The following is a 15,358-nucleotide window of genomic DNA, read 5'->3' on the forward strand; positions in this document are numbered from 1 at the left end:
CCTCACTCCGCGGCGCGCAGCGGGGCACCCCGCTCGCGCATGAACGGAATCGGGTCGATCGCGCCCCGGCTGGACCGGTCGTTGCGCAAGTGCACCTCGAAGTGCAGGTGTGGACCGGACGAGTTACCGCTGCTGCCCACCTGCCCGATCACCTCGCCGGCCGGCACGATCTGATCGGGTGCGACCCGGGGGTGGACCACCATGTGGCAGTACCGGGTGATGTAGCCGCCGGCGTGCAGGATGTCGACGAACCAGCCACAGCCGCCCTTGCCGGGGTACCCGTCCACGTCGCAGCTCCGCCGTCCGTGATTGTCCGGGTCGCAGCGGGCGACCAGCACCCGGCCGGCGGCTGCGGCACGGATCTCGGTGCCCTTGCCCGCTCCGATGTCGACACCGTTGTGGCTGGGTCGCTCGGCGGTCCGGAAGCCGGAGCCGACGTCACCGGAGATCGGCGCGGTCCAGCCGGAGGCGGCGATCTGGCCGCGCTCGGCTGCGTCGCACACCGCCTTTCCGTTGATCTCGACGGTGCGGGCCGCGCCGCCGGCCAGCGCGTCCACGATCTTGCTGGCCAGCTCCTCGTGCTTGGCGTACGCGTCCGGATAGGTGCTGATCTGGACCTGCTGGGCCACGACGGTCAGCGGTCGGCGCTGCCAGCTGCGGACCTTCACGAGCTTCTCGTAGAACTTCCGGGCCGTGTAGGCGGGCGTCATCCGCTCGGCGACCGAGCCCCATCCCGGCCGCTGCTGAAACAGACCCAACGAGTCGTGATCCGCGCCGACGCCTTCGTGCGGCAGGGCGAGAGAGGCGGGCACCCCGGTGTTCGCCAGATTACGCAGCGCGGACTCCTGCATCGCGGTGGCCAGGGCGATCACCCAGCCACGCGAGGGCACCCCCATGTCCTGACCGACCTTGATGACGATTGCCGCGTTGCGGATCTGCGCGTCGCCATACTCGGCGAACCGAGGCAGTTCGCCGGCGATGTCCACCGGACGCACGGGTCCGCAGCCCCAGCCGGCCAGGGCGTCTCCGTTCTCCGCGTCGCCGCCGAGACCGCTGAGAAAGAACGCCGCGGTGCCTCCGGTGCAGCAGAGCAGGAGCAGCACCCCGGTGAGCACCGAGGCGATCACGCCGACCCGGATCGGGCGGCGAAGAGCACGGCCTGCTCGGCCGGCGGTCACTGTCGCTCCCAGTCCACCACGTCGACCAGCCAACCCTCGTCCGCCACCACCAGCTCCAACCGGAGCCGCCCGGTGTCGAGCGGTAGCAGCACCTCGACGAACGTCTCGGTGCGCGATCGCACCGATGGTGGGCCGGTCACCTCCTCGGCCGGCACTCCGCCGGGCTCGGCGCCGGCCAGCTTCTCGGTCAGCGCCGGGGTCGACAACGGCCGCAGGCCGGCCTGCCACTGTTCGGTAGTCATTCCGGGTCGGCCCAGCCAGGCCGAGGCGAACCGGCCGGCGGTCTGCTCCGGCGTGCGGGCGCCGGGCGGAGTGACCGGCGACGGCGGAGCCTCGGTGGAGGTCACCCCGTCGTCACCGGCCGTCGGGTCTACGGTGGTGATCGGCCGGCTCGGTCGGCTGCTCAAGCCGTCCGTCGGGTCCATCGGACCGGACGCGAGGCGGGCCGCCCCGATCACCCCGAAGACCAGTACCGCGATCACCACCGCCACTCCCAGTCGAGACCGCAGCGCCCGGGTGAAGAGGAATTCCAGGGCCCGTCGCATCGCCGTCACCGAGCCTCTGAGCGCACCCGCGGTCCGGTGCGGTCCGGCGCACGTTCGGTGGAGCCGGGCCGGTAGACCACGAACGAGGGGTTCTCCGACGGCACGTCCGGTTCGGTCCAGGTCGCCGGCTGCCGTCGACGGGGCTGCGGCGGCACCGGACGACCTCGGTTGCCGGTCTCCTTCGTCGGCGCCTCATCGGCGCGTTCCTGACCGTCCGGTCGACCATCGCTGGCGCGTCGGCCCGCGACCGGGGTTGGCGTCGGCGTCGGGGCCGGGTCTTCCCGACGTGCCTCCGGGCGCAGTCGGGTCTGCTCGGCGTCCGGCGATCGGCGACGTCCGCCCACCGGTTCCATCGTGCCCCCGGGCTCGGCCACGTCGAGCCGCGCCGCCGTCCGCATGTCCCGGAAGAACCGGCGGTGCCAGGACCCCGCCGAGCTGACCGCCTCGCTGCTGTCCTTACCGCCGAGCTGGGTGATCCGCCGGTACGGCCGCAGCAGCAGCCAGCCGACCACTCCGCACAACCACACCAGCACCACCTGGAGCCAGCCGGGCAGCGTGGGCGTACTCATGATCAAATCGACCGCGAACAGGTAGATCGCGGCCCCGGTGCCGAAGATGGCGATGTTGAAGATCGCGGCGACCACGGCGTTCGCGAGCCGCCGCAGGCCGGCACTGGCCGGTCGGAGCAACCCGACCGTGCCCAGGATAGGTGCCGCGATCACCGCCCATCGGAAGATCAGGAAGCCCAGCAGGACCAGCAGCGACGCGGTCAGGTCGAACATGGCGAACAGGACCGAGGCCAGCACCGCGATGAACCCGGCCCCGACCCGGTCCATGTCCCGGACACCCTGGAGGTACTCGTACGCCTCCGGGTCCTCGGTCTGGATCTGCTCGGCCACCCGCGCCCACTGCTGCTGCTTGGCCTTGATCGTCGCCTCCCGGGTGGCCGGGTTGGCGCGCAGCTTCTCGACCTCGTCCCACGACAACGCCTTGGCGTCGTACAGCGCCGGACCGTACTTGCGGGCCGTCTCACTGTCCGCCGATCCGAGGACCCCCCGGACCCAGTTCCGATAGAGCATGGTCTCGGTAGCGGTGTCGCTCGCGCGGACGGCCGGGGTTCTAAGGTCTTTGCAGCGATCTGGGTCGATGCATCGGCCGGGTGCGGGTTCCTTCGCTTGCGGGCCCACCGCGTCGTGCACCACACCGAGGCTGGTGACAAGCGCGCCGTCGGCGATGTTCGCCGATTTCACCGGCCAGGCGGCGAGCGCGGTGACCGCGACCATCACCAACAGAGCCCAGCCCGCGGTGGTCATGGCGTTGCTCATGTCCGACTGCCGGGATCGCCAGAGCAGATAGAGCCCCACCACGCACAGCGTGACGATCCCGAAGACGCTGAACACCTTCTCGTAGACGGCCTTGGTCGCCTTCTCGACCAACGGGTCGGCCCAGCCCCACATCGAGCCGGGATCCCAAGCGCGTTCTCTGAGCGCGTTCGAGGCGCCGATGATCGCCGTGGCGGCCATGAACTCGCCGTTTGCGATCGTTGTGGTGAACTTGTAATCCGGATGCAGCACGCTCGACGCGCAGCCGCCGTCGATGTCGTAGGTGTTGTAGCTGTAACCCGCGTATCCGTAGAGGCTGTACCGACCGGCTACTCCGTTCGCCGCCTCAGCCGGGGGCGCGGCGGCGAACCAGCCGGCGAGGCCGGAGTCCGGCGTGCCCGGGGTCGGCGCGTTACGGCACTTGACCTCGTCCTCGCTGACCGCCTGGAGCTTCCCTACGCAGGCCCGGAAGTCCGCTTGCCATTCGGCTGTCGTGCAGAGGTCGGCTCGGGCCTGGGCGACCGGTGGCGCGGCTGCGGCCGCCTCCGCGCCGAGCAGCGGCCAGCTGAGGGTGGCCCCGGCCAGTACGCCGAGCGCGAGCAGGAACGACGCGATCCGTGCCCGGGGCCCAGCCATGTCACGCCTCCAGATCCGGCAGGGAGATGCTCGGCAGGACTCCGGCCGCCGCGGCGATCGCGGCGGGCGTCGTGTCGAGGTGGTCCAGCAGGCCGTCGACGTACGAGACGTCGACGCGGACCTTCTGCACCCGGCCGTCGACGTCGCGCATCACGAACTCGCGGAATCCGAGGCGGTTGGCCGAGTTGGTGTCGGCGGCGGAGAGCGAGGCCAGGGTGGCCTCGTATCCGTCGTTGACCGGCACCCGCAGCAGTCGCAGCGCTTCGGAGGCGATCTCGGCGTCCTCGGCGATGCGGCCGACGAAAACGGTGGAGACTAGGTTCTGTACGTCGAGGCCGAGGATGTCGCGGGGGTTCTGCGAGGCGACCAGCGCGGCGAGGTTCCACTTGCGGGAGTCCCGGGCGAGCCGGACCAGGAACGACCGGCCCGACCGCCAGCCCTCCATGAAGTGCGCCTCGTCGAGGCCGACGAGCTTGCGGGACGACATCGACCCGCCGTAGCAGCGGCGGACGGCGAGCCGGTGCGCGGTGTGCAGCATGGGGAGGGCGAGGGACTCCTCGGCCGACCAGTACTCTCGTTCGATCTTGAGGTCGGGCAGCCGGAGCCCGGCCATCGTGATCACGGTGAGCGCCGCGTCGGCGCCGAGCAGACCCTCCGGCGGCCGACCGAAGAAGAGCATGGCCAGCGGCATTTCGGCGGTGTCCAGGAGCAGGTTCGCCAGCTCCTTGCCGGCGTCGTCGTCGAGCCGCCCGAGGCAGCTCACGACGTCGTCCAGGGTGGACGTCTCTTCGGCGGGGACCTGCCGGACGGCGTGCCGGAACAGGGTGGCGGTCGACGCCTCGCGGGCCACCTGCGGCGGCACGAGCATCATGCAGATGTCCTGGACGAGCATTCGTCGCTCGGCCCGGGCGTTGGAGACCGCGATCTCGAACTCGCGGTCGCCGGCGGCGCCGGTGGCGAACTCACTGCGCAGGGGCGTCGGGATGAGTGAGTAGGGCGCCAGGGTGCCGTGCTCCGAACCAGTCAGGTTCAACACCCGGGAGTACGGCCGCAGCTCGGGCATGGCGCAGAGCCGGGCCAGCGGCCCGGACGGGTCGAGCAGGGTCACCTGGACCCCTCGTCGGGCGGCGAGGTAGCCCAGCGCGCCGAGCAGGGTCGACTTGCCACCGCCCGGCTCGGCCACGAAGACCGCGAGCCCGGAGCGTTCGCGTACCTCCATGGGGAAGTGCAGGTCGAGGAAGACCGGGCGGCGGCAGGTGCCGGCGGTACGCCCGATGAGGTCGCCCCTGCGGTCACCGACGGTGGACGCGGCCTGGGGGAGCGCGGCGGCGAGCAGCGGGACCGGCATCCGGCGGACGTAACCGGTGTTGGCGATGGGCTCGCCGGGGATGAACTCGCGAGCCAGCCAGTCCTGGTTCTTCGGGTGCTGCAGGGAGATGCGCAGCTCCCGGGAGTAGAGCTGGATGAGCCGGCGGGCCCGCTCCAGGCACTCCTCCCTGGTCCGGCCGCCGACCGCGATCCGGTGCCAGCCGTGGGCGCGGGCCGAGTCGACGGGCAGCCCGGTGGTCATCTCGTCGCCGATCACCAGCGCCCGCTTGGCGAGGCGTTCCAACTCCGGTGGCGCGTCGATGCCGTGCTCGGCGTAGTCGAGCTGCTGGGAGCGGATCATTCGCAGCCGGTGTTCGAGATTGCGGAACGAGTCGCCGGAACCGAGGATGTCGACCCGGGTGGAGATCTCCATCGGCCAGGGCAGTCGCTCGTGGAAGTGTAGCCAGGGCTCGTGCCGCTCCGGGATCTCCAGCGGCTCCATCCGGCCGACGGCGAGCACGGCCACGTGCCGTTCCTCGCCGGTCATCCGGTTGACCAGTTTCACTGTCGAGCCGTACGGGGTGCGGTAGCGCTCGACCTGCTCGGTCAGGGCGAGCAGGTCACCGCGCTCCCAGTGCCCGTCGGTCACCGGGGAGAGCCGGCCCGGGGGTGCCATGCACAGCGCCACCGAGCGGTAGAGCAGCCACTCCAGCTCCTGGGCGGTGACTCGTCGGCCCCGCATGCCGAACGCGCCGAGCACCTCGTCGAACTGTTCCACGGTGCGGCCCAGCTTGCGGCGCTCGCCCTCGGCGGTGCCCCGGCCGAAGGTGCGGAGCAGGCGTTCGGTCATGGAGTCGCCGAGGGAGCGGCGGGCGAAGGTGACGCCCAGGTAGGTCTGCCCCTCGGCGTGGTTGACGGCCATCAGGTGCCGCTGGGCAGCGACCAGGTGGTCTGCCCAGCCGGTGGTGCCGGCGACGTCGGGCAGCGGTGCCGGGGTGTGCCCGTCGATGGTGCGCGCCCACTCGTCGGCGGGGAACGGTCGGGTGGTCCGGCGCAGGTGCAGCCGGAAACCGGCCAGGCCGGCGTACTGCTCGGAGATCGCCGACAGCAGCGCCTCACGCTCGGCGTCCGGGCGGAAGGCCCAGCGAACCTCGGGCAGCCAGTACCAGGCGGTGACCGTGTTGGGGGTGAAGGTCAGGTGGCCGGCGATCTCGGTGATGGCCAGCTCGACCGAGGGATCCCGGTCTCCGAATTTGATCTTCGGGGCGCGGACCCGGGTTGGCTTGATCGGCCGGTCCTGGTTGCTCGCGGTCCGCTGGCGGGGCGGGGCGACTTCCTTCCCGGCCCCCCTGGATCGCTCCGATGCGGGGCGGCGTGGCGCCCGCTCCAGCGCGGGCCGGTCACTCGGGCCGGCGGTGGCCGGCCGTTCCGCCGGCACGGTCGGCCGGTCCGTCGGGGCGGCCGGACGCTGCACCGATGCCGTTGGTTGGACGACGGGCGCGGTGCTGGGCGTCCGGGGTGCCGAGCCGGTGGCCGTCGACGCGGACGCGCCTGCGGCGGTCGGCTCGGGGTCGTCCGAGGGCAGCATCGAGCGTCGGCCGCCCGCCTGATGCGGCACCCGGGATTCGCTGGCCGGGTAGGCGTCCGCCCGTCGTGGCTCGACGGCCTGTCGGTCGTTGGTGGACCGGTCGTCGGGCGTCCAGGGTGGCTCCAACTCGGGAGCCGGTCGGGCCGGGGTCGGGGCGACCGCGGGCGGCTGCTGCGGGATCGTCGGCTGGCTTCGGGTCGCGGGGCCTGCCGTCACGGCCCGTGGACCACCAGGTCGCGCGCCACCGAACAGGTCCAGGAACGGCGAGTCGATGTCGGCGTTCTCGCCGGCCGAGACCGCGCTGGGCTCGGCGGGCGGCGTCCGGCGGGTGACCGGCCGAGGTGCCTGGAACACACCGACCGCGCCGTGGCCGGGCGAGGTCACCAGCGCGGGGTCGAGCGCCACCTCGTCCTCGGCCTCGGGGTAATCAAATGACTGCGCACGGTGACTGGTCGGCGCGGCCGGGCGGCCGGCCGGGGAGCCCGGCGTGGAAGAGCGACTCATGCGACCGCCTCACCCGCGTCGTGCAACAGACCGCTCGGCGTACGCCCGGTCATGCCAGCTCCTCCCGGATCCTGATCCGGCTGCCGACCAGACGCGGGTCGCGCTGCTCGATCGCCGGCTCCCGGGTACGTCGCCAGTCGGTCAGCGCGGTGCGGATGACCACCCGCGCCGGCCGGTCGGGGTCGACGTGCCGGAAGATGAACGACGTGGTCACGATGGCGAGCGCGATCTCCCACGCTGGGAAGAGTTCGACCGTCAACGTGAACAGCCAGTGGATGAACATGTAGAGGGGGACGAGCAGCATGAAGAGCCCGTACTGGGCGTAGGGCAGGTGGACCGGAAGGGTGTAGCCGGGCGGCCCGAGGTAGACCAGGCGGGCCCGGTAGATGTCGTCGTCGGTGCGTAGCCGCATCTGGTGAACGCGCCTATTCGAAGATCAGGTCGATCAGGTAACCGCCGACGAAGAAGAGTGTTGCCGCGCCGGCGATGAAGGCGAGCCCGACGATGGCGATCGCGGAACTGGTCAGCACCTTGGAGATCTCGCCCCGGCTGGCGCGACCGATGAAGATGACGCCCAGGACGGCGAGCAGGATCGGCGCGATCTTGCTGGCGAAGAAGGTGACGACACTGTTGGTGTCGATCCCCTTCGGTGCCGGCTCCGCGAGTGGAGCCGATGCCAGAGTGGAGAGCGCGTGGGCGACGCTGGAAGACGCCGTCTCCATGAGCTCGAAGGCGATCACTGGAACCTCCCCATAGCGCGGCCGGCGGTGCCGCAGCGGTGCAATGGACGAGCCTGGCGGGAAATGTGCTCCACAGGGCGCAGCGTTCTTGACCCTGCGTTCGTTACTCACCACGGAGGGTGGCGAGGTTTGGGCGGTTTTCCCCCGCTTCGGCCCTCCCTCCAAGCTTCGCCATCTCGATGCTGGCCAATTCCAAAGCGTACGGGCCGCCCCGGATTGCGACAAGCCGCGAAGGGACTGCCTGATGCTGCCCGGATGACCGATCGTACACCTGTTCCAATGAGCACGTCAGGGGTGGTCGACCCGGGCCGCCGGGTGCCGCCGCCGCGACCGGTACCGTCTAGTCGTGACCGATCTGGTACGGGCTCCGGGCCCGGTGGTGATGGGCGTCCTCAACGTCACGCCGGACTCCTTCTCCGACGGCGGACGGTACGCCGACCTCGACGCGGCCGTCGGACACGGCGTCCGTCTGCGCGCTGCCGGGGCGCACCTGATCGACGTCGGCGGTGAGTCGACCCGTCCCGGCGCCGAGCGGATCGACGCGGTGACCGAGGCCGAGCGGGTGCTGCCGGTCATCCGCGAGCTGACCGCCGCCGGTGTGCCGGTCAGCATCGACACCAGCCGGGCGCGCGTGGCCGAGGCCGCATTGGATGCCGGCGCGGCCGTGGTCAACGACGTCTCCGGCGGGTTGGCCGACCCCGACATGGCCCGCGTCGTCCGCGACGCCGGCTGCCCCTGGGTCCTGATGCACTGGCGTGGCCATTCCCGGCAGATGCGCGACCTGGCGAGCTACACCGACGTGGTGACCGATGTGCGGGACGAGCTGGCCCAGCGGATCGACGAGGCGCTGGCCGCCGGGGTCACGGCGGACCGCATCGTCGTCGACCCCGGCCTCGGCTTCGCCAAGACGGCCGCCCACAACTGGGAACTCAGCGCTCGCCTGCCGGAGCTGCTGGACCTCGGGTACCCGCTGCTCTTCGGCGCCAGCCGCAAGTCCTACCTCGGTCGACTGCTCGCCGACGCCGACGGCACACCGCGACCCGCCGCCGAGCGGGAGGCCGCCACCGTGGCCACCAGTGTGCTCGCGGTCGCGGCGGGCGCCTGGGGCGTACGCGTGCACGACGTGCGGGCCACCGTGGACGCGCTCGCCGTCTGGGCCGCCACCGGCAGCCCGCGCCTGGTGCCAGCCGGCCCGGCTGAGCGGACCGTACGCGCAGCCGCCGGCCGGCGAGAGGGAGACCGATGAGCGACCGGATCCAGTTGACCGGACTGCGCGCCCGCGGCCGGCACGGGGTGTACGACTTCGAGCGGGCCCAGGGGCAGGACTTCGTGGTCGACGCCGTCCTGGAGCTGGACCTCGCCCCGGCGGCGGCGAGCGACGACGTCACCGCCACGGTTCACTACGGCGAGCTGGCCGAACGTCTGGTGGCGGTGGTGACCGGCGAGCCGGCCAACCTGATCGAGACCCTCGCCGACCGACTGCTCGCCGTCTGCCTGGCCGACGAACGGGTCCGCACCGCCACGGTCACCGTGCACAAGCCGGAGGCGCCGGTGCCGCACACGTTCACCGACGTGGCCGTCACGATGACCCGGACGCGTACCCGATGACCCGGGCCGTGCTGTCGCTCGGCAGCAACCTCGGCGACCGCCTGGAGCACCTCCGGACGGCCGTCACCACGTTCGGCGACACCGTCCTGGTGATCTCCGGCGTGTACGAGACTCCACCGTGGGGGGACGCCGACCAGCCCGCGTACCTCAACGCGGTGCTGCTGGCCCAGGACGCCGCCGCCACGCCCCGCGACTGGCTGGAGCGGGCGCGGGCCGCGGAGCGCGCCGCCGGCCGGGTCCGTGACCCGCAGCGGCGGTTCGGGCCGCGCACCCTCGACGTGGACGTGATCGCGGTCTGGGGCGACGACGACGAGCCGGTGCTCAGCGACGACGAGGAGCTGACCCTGCCGCACCCTCGGGCGCACCTGCGCGCGTTCGTGCTGCGACCGTGGATCGACATCCAGCCGTACGGGCGACTGCCCGGCCACGGCTGGTTGACCGACCTGCTCACCGCCGGCCCGGTCGCCGACGACGCGCTGGAACTGCGTCCCCGGCCCGAACTCGCGTTAGAGTCGACGGCATGACCCAGTGGAGCCGGCCGGCATGACGCAGGCGAAGTCCCCACCACCGGGCGGGCCGGGCCCGGACCGGTCGCGGATGGGCCCCACCCGGATCTCGACCCTGGTCGTGGCCGCCCTGGGTGCGGCGGCGGTGGCCTGGCTGCTGATCAGCACCCTCTACTACAGCGGCATCCCCCGTCTGCCGTGGCTGCCGGTGGTGACGCTGGCCGCGCTCGCGGTGCTGGAGGCGTACGCGGCTGTCAACACCCGTGGTCGCATCGAGCGCAAGTCCGGCCGGGATCCGGTGAACCCGTTGATGGTCGCCCGGTTCGTGGTGCTCGCCAAGGCGTCGGCGCTGGCCGGGGCCATCTTCGCCGGTTTCTACGCCGGTCTCAGCGGGTGGCTCTTCGTCGAGACCACCCGGGCCGCCATCGACGACCGGCCGGCCGCCGGGGCCGGGCTGCTGGCGTCGCTGGCGCTGGTCGGGGCCGCGCTCTGGCTGGAACGATCCTGTCGGGTCCCGGAACGCCCGGACGACGAGCACGAGCCCGACCAGCGCCAGAGCCGTCCCGGCCAGCGCTGAGCAGGGGGTTACGCCTGGCTCTGGGCGCGGGTACGGTGCCTCCGATCGGAGAGCAACGGCCGCCCCCGATCCGTCCGTGGGCCGGACCGGGACGGCCGGCCACTGGGGAGGCGGTGCCATGGGGTACGAAGACACGGGCCGGGGCCGATCGGTCGAACCCGCGTCCGGGGTTCCTGCCGCCGTCCTGGAGAACGTCTTCGACGATCCCACCCACGGCGAGCCGGGTCGGGACCGCGTCGGCGTGCACGTGGTCTGGGAACTCCTGCTGCTGGTCGGTCTCGCCGCCCTGGGCTGGCTGCTCTGGCGAGCCGACCCGGACGCGCTGCGCGGCGCCGGCCTGCGTGCGTTGCTGGTCGGCGCGGTCGGCCTCGGGCTGCTCGCTCTCGCCGCCGGGCTGAGCCTGCGCACCGCCGCCCCCAACCTGGCCGTCGGGCCGGTCGCGGTCGCCGCAGCGCTGCACTACGCGGAACAGGGCGACCGGGGTCTGACGGCGTCCGTGGGGTCGGCTGTCGTGGTCGCCGCGGCGGGTGGTCTCGTGTTGGCGCTGGCCGTGGTCGTGTTACAGGTGCCCGCCTGGGCGGCGAGCCTGGCCGCGGCGGCCGGAGTCGTGGTGTACATCGAACGTCGTTCGACGTCGATTCTGGTGCAGGGGGACTACGACCCGAGGCGTACGGCCGGCTACCTCTTCGCCGGGTTCGCCGCCGTCGCGGTCCTCGGCGGTCTGTTCGGCACGATCAGGTCGATCCGCCGGCTGGTGGGCCGATACCGGCCGGTGGCCGACCCGGCCCGTCGCCGGGGCGCGCTGGCCGCCGTGGTCGCCGCCGTCGCGCTGGTCGGCTCCACGGTGCTGGCCACGCTCGCCGGTGTCCTGCTCGCCGCCAACGGCCCCGGGGCGGTCACGCCCACCTCCGGACTGGACTGGTCCGTCCTGGCCATCGGCGTGTCCCTGCTCGGCGGCACCAGCGCGTACGGCCGCCGCGGCGGGGTGTTCGGCACGGTGCTGGCCGTCGGCCTGGTCACCGTCTTCCAGGCGTACGCGCCGGAGCGCGACTGGACGGTGAGTCACTGGGCGCTCGGTGGCGTGGCGCTCGGCGTCGGGCTGCTGGTGACCCGGCTGGTCGAGACGTTCGGGCGGCCCCGGCCGGGCAGCGTGGAGAAGATCGAGCCGGTCGGCGACGGCACGATCAGCGCGGGATGGAACGTGCCCCGGCCACAGTCGGCCGACAACTGGCCTCCGACGCTGCCGACACCGCCCGCGCCGGAACCGGCCGACCCGTGGCGTGACCCCCGCTGGGAGACCGGCCCGCGCCGCTGGGACGCCGACGACAGGTGAGCCGTGTCCCGTCCGCCGAGCCGGCGCTGATCTGGACCGTTAGGCTCGCCGCATGACCGACACACCTGCCGCCACCCCCGGCGGAACCTCGTTCGAGGAACTCGACGCGCTGTCCACGGAGGAACTGCGGGAGCGGGCGTTCGCCCGGGCCCGGGAGCGTCGCGACGTGGGGTTCTACTGGTCGGTGCTGCGGCACCTGCCGAACGCGGACGAGGCAACGGTGCTGGACGGCGCCCCGAACTCGATCGGTCCGACCATCGACGAGGCGAACGCCCTGTGGCGGGAGTTGACCGGGCACGGCTACGAGGAGTCGGCGCCGCTGCTGCGGGCCGCCTTCATCGACTACCTGCTGAAGCACTGAGCCGTTCGGGGCAGCCCAGGTCCGCCCGGCCGGCCGGCACGGGACCTGGGCGGATCATGGCATTCGTCCGTACGGGCCCGGTCAGCGGCTACGGGACGGCCGCCGGCACCGGCGCGCTCGCCGTGCTGCTGCTGGTCGGCATCTGTGGCAGCCCGGCGTACACCGGCTGGGCCGCCGCCACGCTGACCGACCCGGACTCGGCCGGTGGCTTCTACCTGCGCCTGCTCGCCTGGCCGGCCTGGCGGCTGGACGCGGACGGGCAGGCCGGCGGACTGTTCGCCGCCGACCTGCGGGCCGTCGCGCTGGTGGTTCTCGCGGTGGCGCTGCTCTATCTGCTGCCCGCCGCCCAGGTGGCCCGGGTGCCCGGCCCGGTCAGCCAGTTCTTCTCCGGCTGGGCCGCGTACGTGCTGGCCGGCGGGCTCGCCGCCGTGCTGGCGGCGCTGCTCGGCCCGGACCCGTCGCTGCTGGCAGCACTGCGCGACGCCAGCAGCGGCGCCGGCTACGGCTTCCTCACCGGCTGGATCATCGGCACCGCGAGCCTCGGTGGTCGCGCCTGACCCGAGCGACACCCAGCCGGACGGGTGTCGCCGACGCCGGCCGGGTCACCGGCCCGGGTCAGCTCGGCGAGCGGCCCAGGTCGAGCAGACGTTGGCGGCTGAGCGCGCCCACCGCACGGCCGTCGTCGGTCACGACGAGCCGATCCCGTCCCGACGTGAGCAGCACCGCCAGCGCGTCGTACGCCGTGCCGTCCAGCGCCACGGTGGGCAGATCCGCGGCGGCGCCCGAGGGCACCGGCTCCAGGGACTTCCGGTCGAGCGGGGTGACCGCCAGTCGGCGGATGCCCCGGTCGGCTCCGACGAATTCGCGGACGAACGGGGTGGCCGGTGCGCCAAGCAGGGCGGCCGGCGTGTCGTACTGCTCAAGATGCCCGCCCTCAGAGAGCACGGCGATCCGGTCACCGAGCCGGACGGCCTCGTCGAGGTCGTGGGTGACCAGCACGATCGTCTTGCGGACCTCGGCCTGGAGGCGGAGGAACTCCTCCTGCAGGCGGGCCCGGACGATCGGGTCGACGGCCGAGAACGGCTCGTCCATCAGCAGCACCACCGGGTCGGCGGCGAGCGCGCGGGCTACGCCGACCCGCTGCCGCTGCCCACCCGACAGCTCGTGCGGATAGCGGCGGCCGAACTGGCCCGGATCCAGACCGACCAGGTCGAGCAGTTCGTCGACGCGGGCCCGGGTCCGATCCCGGGACCAGCGGAGCAGACCCGGGACGGTTGCCACGTTCGCGCGAACCGTCTGGTGTGGAAAGAGACCGACGTTCTGGATCACGTAGCCGATCCGGCGGCGTAGCCGCACCGGGTCGACGTCGGTGACGTCCTCGTCGCCGAGCATGATCCGCCCGGCCGTCGGCTCGATCAGCCGGTTGACCATGCGCAGCACTGTCGACTTGCCGCAGCCGGACGGGCCGATCAGCACCACCAGCTCCCCGGCCTTGACGTCCAGGCTCAGGTCCCGCACGGCCTCGGTGCCGTTCGGGTAGCGCTTCTGGATGCCCTGCAGGGAGATCGACGCCGCGCGAGGGGATTCGGCCACGCTGGCGGCCTCCGGGGTAACGTCCACGTATGTCCTTCCGCCTGAGCTACCGGGCCGACCCGGGTAACCCCTGGTTCTCCTGGCAGTACGTGCGGGACAACTCTGACACGATCCTCGCCGCCGTGCGCGAACACGCCTCCCTCACCGGGCGCGCGGTGCTGATCGCGGTGCTGATCGCCCTGCCGTTGTCCGTGCTCGCGTACTGGGTCCGCCCGCTGGCCGGCCCGATCCTCGGCGTCACCGGCGTGATCTACACCATCCCGTCATTGGCGCTGTTCGCGTTCATCGCGCCGTACCTGGGCACCGGCGCCACCACCGTGCTGGTCGGGTTGGTCCTGTACGCGCTGCTGCTGATCGTCCGCAACGTGGTGGCGGGGCTCAACCAGGTGCCGCCGGAGGTCGGCGAGGCCGCCGAGGGCATGGGCTACGGCCGCTGGCGGCGGCTCTTCCGGATCGACCTGCCGCTCGCGATCCCCGGCATCCTGACCGGATTGCGGCTGGCCACCGTGTCGACGGTCGCGCTGGTCACCGTCGGCGTGTTGGTGGGGCACGGTGGCCTCGGCCAACTGATCTTCGCGGGCTTCCAGAACAACCTCTACAAGGCCGAGATCATGACCGGTACGGTGCTCTGCGTGGCGCTCGCGGTGCTGCTGGACCTGCTGTTGGTCCTCGTCGGCCGGCTGGTCACCCCCTGGTCCGCCCGGGGCGTCCGGTGAGCGCCGCGGCCAACCCCGTGCAGCAGGCTGTGCTCTGGCTCAACGACCCCCTGAACTGGAGCAACCCGGGCGGCATCCTGGACCGGCTCGGCGAGCACCTGACGATCTCCGCTCTGGCCGTGGTGCTGGGCTGTCTGGTGGCCTGGCCGGTCGGGCTGTGGCTCGGGCACACCGGCCGCGGCGGTGGCCTGGTGGTGCTGGTGTCCAACGCCACCCTGGCCATTCCCACCCTGGCGCTGCTGACCATCCTGCCGCTGACCTTCCTCGGCTTCGGGCGTACGCCGGTGGTGGTGGCGCTCGCCGTCTTCGCCGTCCCACCGCTGCTGGCGAACGCCTACACCGGCGTACGTCAGGCCGACCCGGAGGCGCGCGACGCGGCCCGCGGGATGGGCCTGTCCGGCGGGCAGTTGCTGCGTCGGGTGGAGCTGCCGATCGCGGTGCCGTACCTGGCGGCCGGCTTCCGGACCGCCGCCGTGCAGGTCATCGCCACGACCGCGCTGGCCTCGTTCGTCAACGGTGGCGGTCTCGGTGAGATCATCCGTACCGGATTCGGTCTGAGCATCGCCGCCGGTGGCGGGCAGATCGTGGCCGGCGGTGTGCTGGTGGCCGGGCTGGCACTGCTGGCCGAACTGCTCCTCGGGATCGTCGAACGCCTGGTCACCCCCCGTCCGCTGCGACGCGGACGGCAGCGCGCCGGCCGCGCCCGGCCCGCCGACGCCACCGGCCGCGCCTGACGCCCCTTCGCGATCCGTCCGGGTGAGCGGACATCGAAGCGGCGACCAGCGGCGGGCCGGTCGGTGACGATGCGGTGACGAAGCCCATCCCGGGTTGTCGGTCGCTCGC

Annotated in this window: 16 protein-coding genes; 9 read left to right on the top strand and 7 right to left on the bottom strand. The window is 72.5% G+C overall.

The window, feature by feature from the left end; all coding sequences use genetic code 11:
- Positions 1-2: 2 nt before the first annotated feature.
- The 6 genes from OG505_RS28710 to OG505_RS28735 are packed head-to-tail and all read right to left on the bottom strand — an operon-like array spanning position 3 to position 7,821.
- Entirely contained in the window at positions 3-1,178 is a 1,176-nt protein-coding gene (locus OG505_RS28710; RefSeq protein WP_405429156.1) for a M23 family metallopeptidase, read from the bottom strand.
- A complete protein-coding gene (locus OG505_RS28715; protein WP_405429157.1) occupies positions 1,175-1,732 on the bottom strand; it encodes a hypothetical protein in 558 nt (185 codons plus the stop codon). Before OG505_RS28715 ends, OG505_RS28710 begins: the two co-directional genes overlap by 4 nt.
- Positions 1,729-3,681 (bottom strand): MFS transporter, encoded by a 1,953-nt coding sequence (locus tag OG505_RS28720; RefSeq protein WP_405429158.1) that lies wholly within the window; start codon positions 3,679-3,681, stop codon positions 1,729-1,731. Before OG505_RS28720 ends, OG505_RS28715 begins: the two co-directional genes overlap by 4 nt.
- A 1-nt stretch (position 3,682) precedes the next feature.
- Entirely contained in the window at positions 3,683-7,081 is a 3,399-nt protein-coding gene (locus OG505_RS28725; protein ID WP_405429159.1) for an ATP-binding protein, read from the bottom strand.
- 49 nt (positions 7,082-7,130) lie between these two features.
- Positions 7,131-7,493 carry a hypothetical protein gene (locus OG505_RS28730; protein ID WP_007466101.1) on the bottom strand — a complete coding sequence of 121 codons (363 nt, stop codon included), beginning with the start codon at positions 7,491-7,493 and terminating at the stop codon, positions 7,131-7,133.
- Between the two features lie 13 nt (positions 7,494-7,506).
- Complete coding sequence (locus OG505_RS28735) at positions 7,507-7,821, bottom strand: hypothetical protein (protein ID WP_405429160.1); 315 nt, start codon at positions 7,819-7,821, stop codon at positions 7,507-7,509.
- Between the two features lie 346 nt (positions 7,822-8,167).
- Here OG505_RS28735 and folP point away from each other — a divergent pair, with 346 nt between their 5' ends.
- The 7 genes from folP (at position 8,168) to OG505_RS28770 (ending at position 12,763) form a co-directional block, all read left to right on the top strand.
- Positions 8,168-9,067 carry a dihydropteroate synthase gene (gene folP / locus OG505_RS28740; RefSeq protein ID WP_405429161.1) on the top strand — a complete coding sequence of 300 codons (900 nt, stop codon included), beginning with the start codon at positions 8,168-8,170 and terminating at the stop codon, positions 9,065-9,067.
- The gene (folB, locus tag OG505_RS28745) at positions 9,064-9,429 is read left to right on the top strand and encodes a dihydroneopterin aldolase (RefSeq protein WP_405429162.1); all 366 of its coding nucleotides are present in this window, start codon (positions 9,064-9,066) and stop codon (positions 9,427-9,429) included. The genes folP and folB overlap by 4 nt, the downstream gene beginning before the upstream one ends.
- Positions 9,426-9,953 carry a 2-amino-4-hydroxy-6-hydroxymethyldihydropteridine diphosphokinase gene (gene folK, locus OG505_RS28750; protein ID WP_405429163.1) on the top strand — a complete coding sequence of 176 codons (528 nt, stop codon included), beginning with the start codon at positions 9,426-9,428 and terminating at the stop codon, positions 9,951-9,953. The genes folB and folK overlap by 4 nt, the downstream gene beginning before the upstream one ends.
- A 19-nt stretch (positions 9,954-9,972) precedes the next feature.
- Positions 9,973-10,512, top strand: coding sequence for a DUF3180 domain-containing protein (locus tag OG505_RS28755; RefSeq protein WP_405429164.1), 540 nt, complete (start codon positions 9,973-9,975; stop codon positions 10,510-10,512).
- 118 nt (positions 10,513-10,630) lie between these two features.
- The gene (locus OG505_RS28760) at positions 10,631-11,845 is read left to right on the top strand and encodes an ABC transporter permease (RefSeq protein WP_405429165.1); all 1,215 of its coding nucleotides are present in this window, start codon (positions 10,631-10,633) and stop codon (positions 11,843-11,845) included.
- 52 nt (positions 11,846-11,897) lie between these two features.
- Positions 11,898-12,206 carry a hypothetical protein gene (locus OG505_RS28765; RefSeq protein WP_234587453.1) on the top strand — a complete coding sequence of 103 codons (309 nt, stop codon included), beginning with the start codon at positions 11,898-11,900 and terminating at the stop codon, positions 12,204-12,206.
- Between the two features lie 56 nt (positions 12,207-12,262).
- Entirely contained in the window at positions 12,263-12,763 is a 501-nt protein-coding gene (locus tag OG505_RS28770; protein WP_405429166.1) for a hypothetical protein, read from the top strand.
- A gap of 58 nt (positions 12,764-12,821) precedes the next feature.
- Here the strand turns inward: OG505_RS28770 and OG505_RS28775 are convergent, their stop codons facing one another.
- Positions 12,822-13,826, bottom strand: coding sequence for an ABC transporter ATP-binding protein (locus OG505_RS28775; protein WP_405429167.1), 1,005 nt, complete (start codon positions 13,824-13,826; stop codon positions 12,822-12,824).
- A 2-nt stretch (positions 13,827-13,828) separates the two neighbouring features.
- On the opposite strand from OG505_RS28775, the gene OG505_RS28780 reads away from it, so the two are divergent.
- Together OG505_RS28780 and OG505_RS28785 are read left to right on the top strand one after the other, a co-directional pair.
- A complete protein-coding gene (locus OG505_RS28780) occupies positions 13,829-14,515 on the top strand; it encodes an ABC transporter permease (RefSeq protein WP_007466083.1) in 687 nt (228 codons plus the stop codon).
- Entirely contained in the window at positions 14,512-15,249 is a 738-nt protein-coding gene (locus OG505_RS28785) for an ABC transporter permease (protein ID WP_405429168.1), read from the top strand. Before OG505_RS28780 ends, OG505_RS28785 begins: the two co-directional genes overlap by 4 nt.
- Positions 15,250-15,358: the final 109 nt, after the last annotated feature.

Origin of the sequence: Micromonospora sp. NBC_00617 (assembly GCF_045161355.1) — a bacterium.
Lineage (GTDB): Bacteria > Actinomycetota > Actinomycetes > Mycobacteriales > Micromonosporaceae > Micromonospora.

Bases quoted from the DNA above. Each gene is read 5' to 3' on its own strand.
- OG505_RS28725 (WP_405429159.1), bottom strand. From the start codon at position 7,081: ATGAGTCGCTCTTCCACGCCGGGCTCCCCGGCCGGCCGCCCGGCCGCG.
- OG505_RS28765 (WP_234587453.1), top strand. From the start codon at position 11,898: ATGACCGACACACCTGCCGCCACCCCCGGCGGAACCTCGTTCGAGGAA.
- OG505_RS28770 (WP_405429166.1), top strand. From the start codon at position 12,263: ATGGCATTCGTCCGTACGGGCCCGGTCAGCGGCTACGGGACGGCCGCC.
- OG505_RS28780 (WP_007466083.1), top strand. From the start codon at position 13,829: ATGTCCTTCCGCCTGAGCTACCGGGCCGACCCGGGTAACCCCTGGTTC.
- folK (WP_405429163.1), top strand. From the start codon at position 9,426: ATGACCCGGGCCGTGCTGTCGCTCGGCAGCAACCTCGGCGACCGCCTG.
- OG505_RS28720 (WP_405429158.1), bottom strand. From the start codon at position 3,681: ATGGCTGGGCCCCGGGCACGGATCGCGTCGTTCCTGCTCGCGCTCGGC.
- folB (WP_405429162.1), top strand. From the start codon at position 9,064: ATGAGCGACCGGATCCAGTTGACCGGACTGCGCGCCCGCGGCCGGCAC.
- OG505_RS28730 (WP_007466101.1), bottom strand. From the start codon at position 7,493: ATGCGGCTACGCACCGACGACGACATCTACCGGGCCCGCCTGGTCTAC.
- OG505_RS28760 (WP_405429165.1), top strand. From the start codon at position 10,631: ATGGGGTACGAAGACACGGGCCGGGGCCGATCGGTCGAACCCGCGTCC.
- OG505_RS28755 (WP_405429164.1), top strand. From the start codon at position 9,973: ATGACGCAGGCGAAGTCCCCACCACCGGGCGGGCCGGGCCCGGACCGG.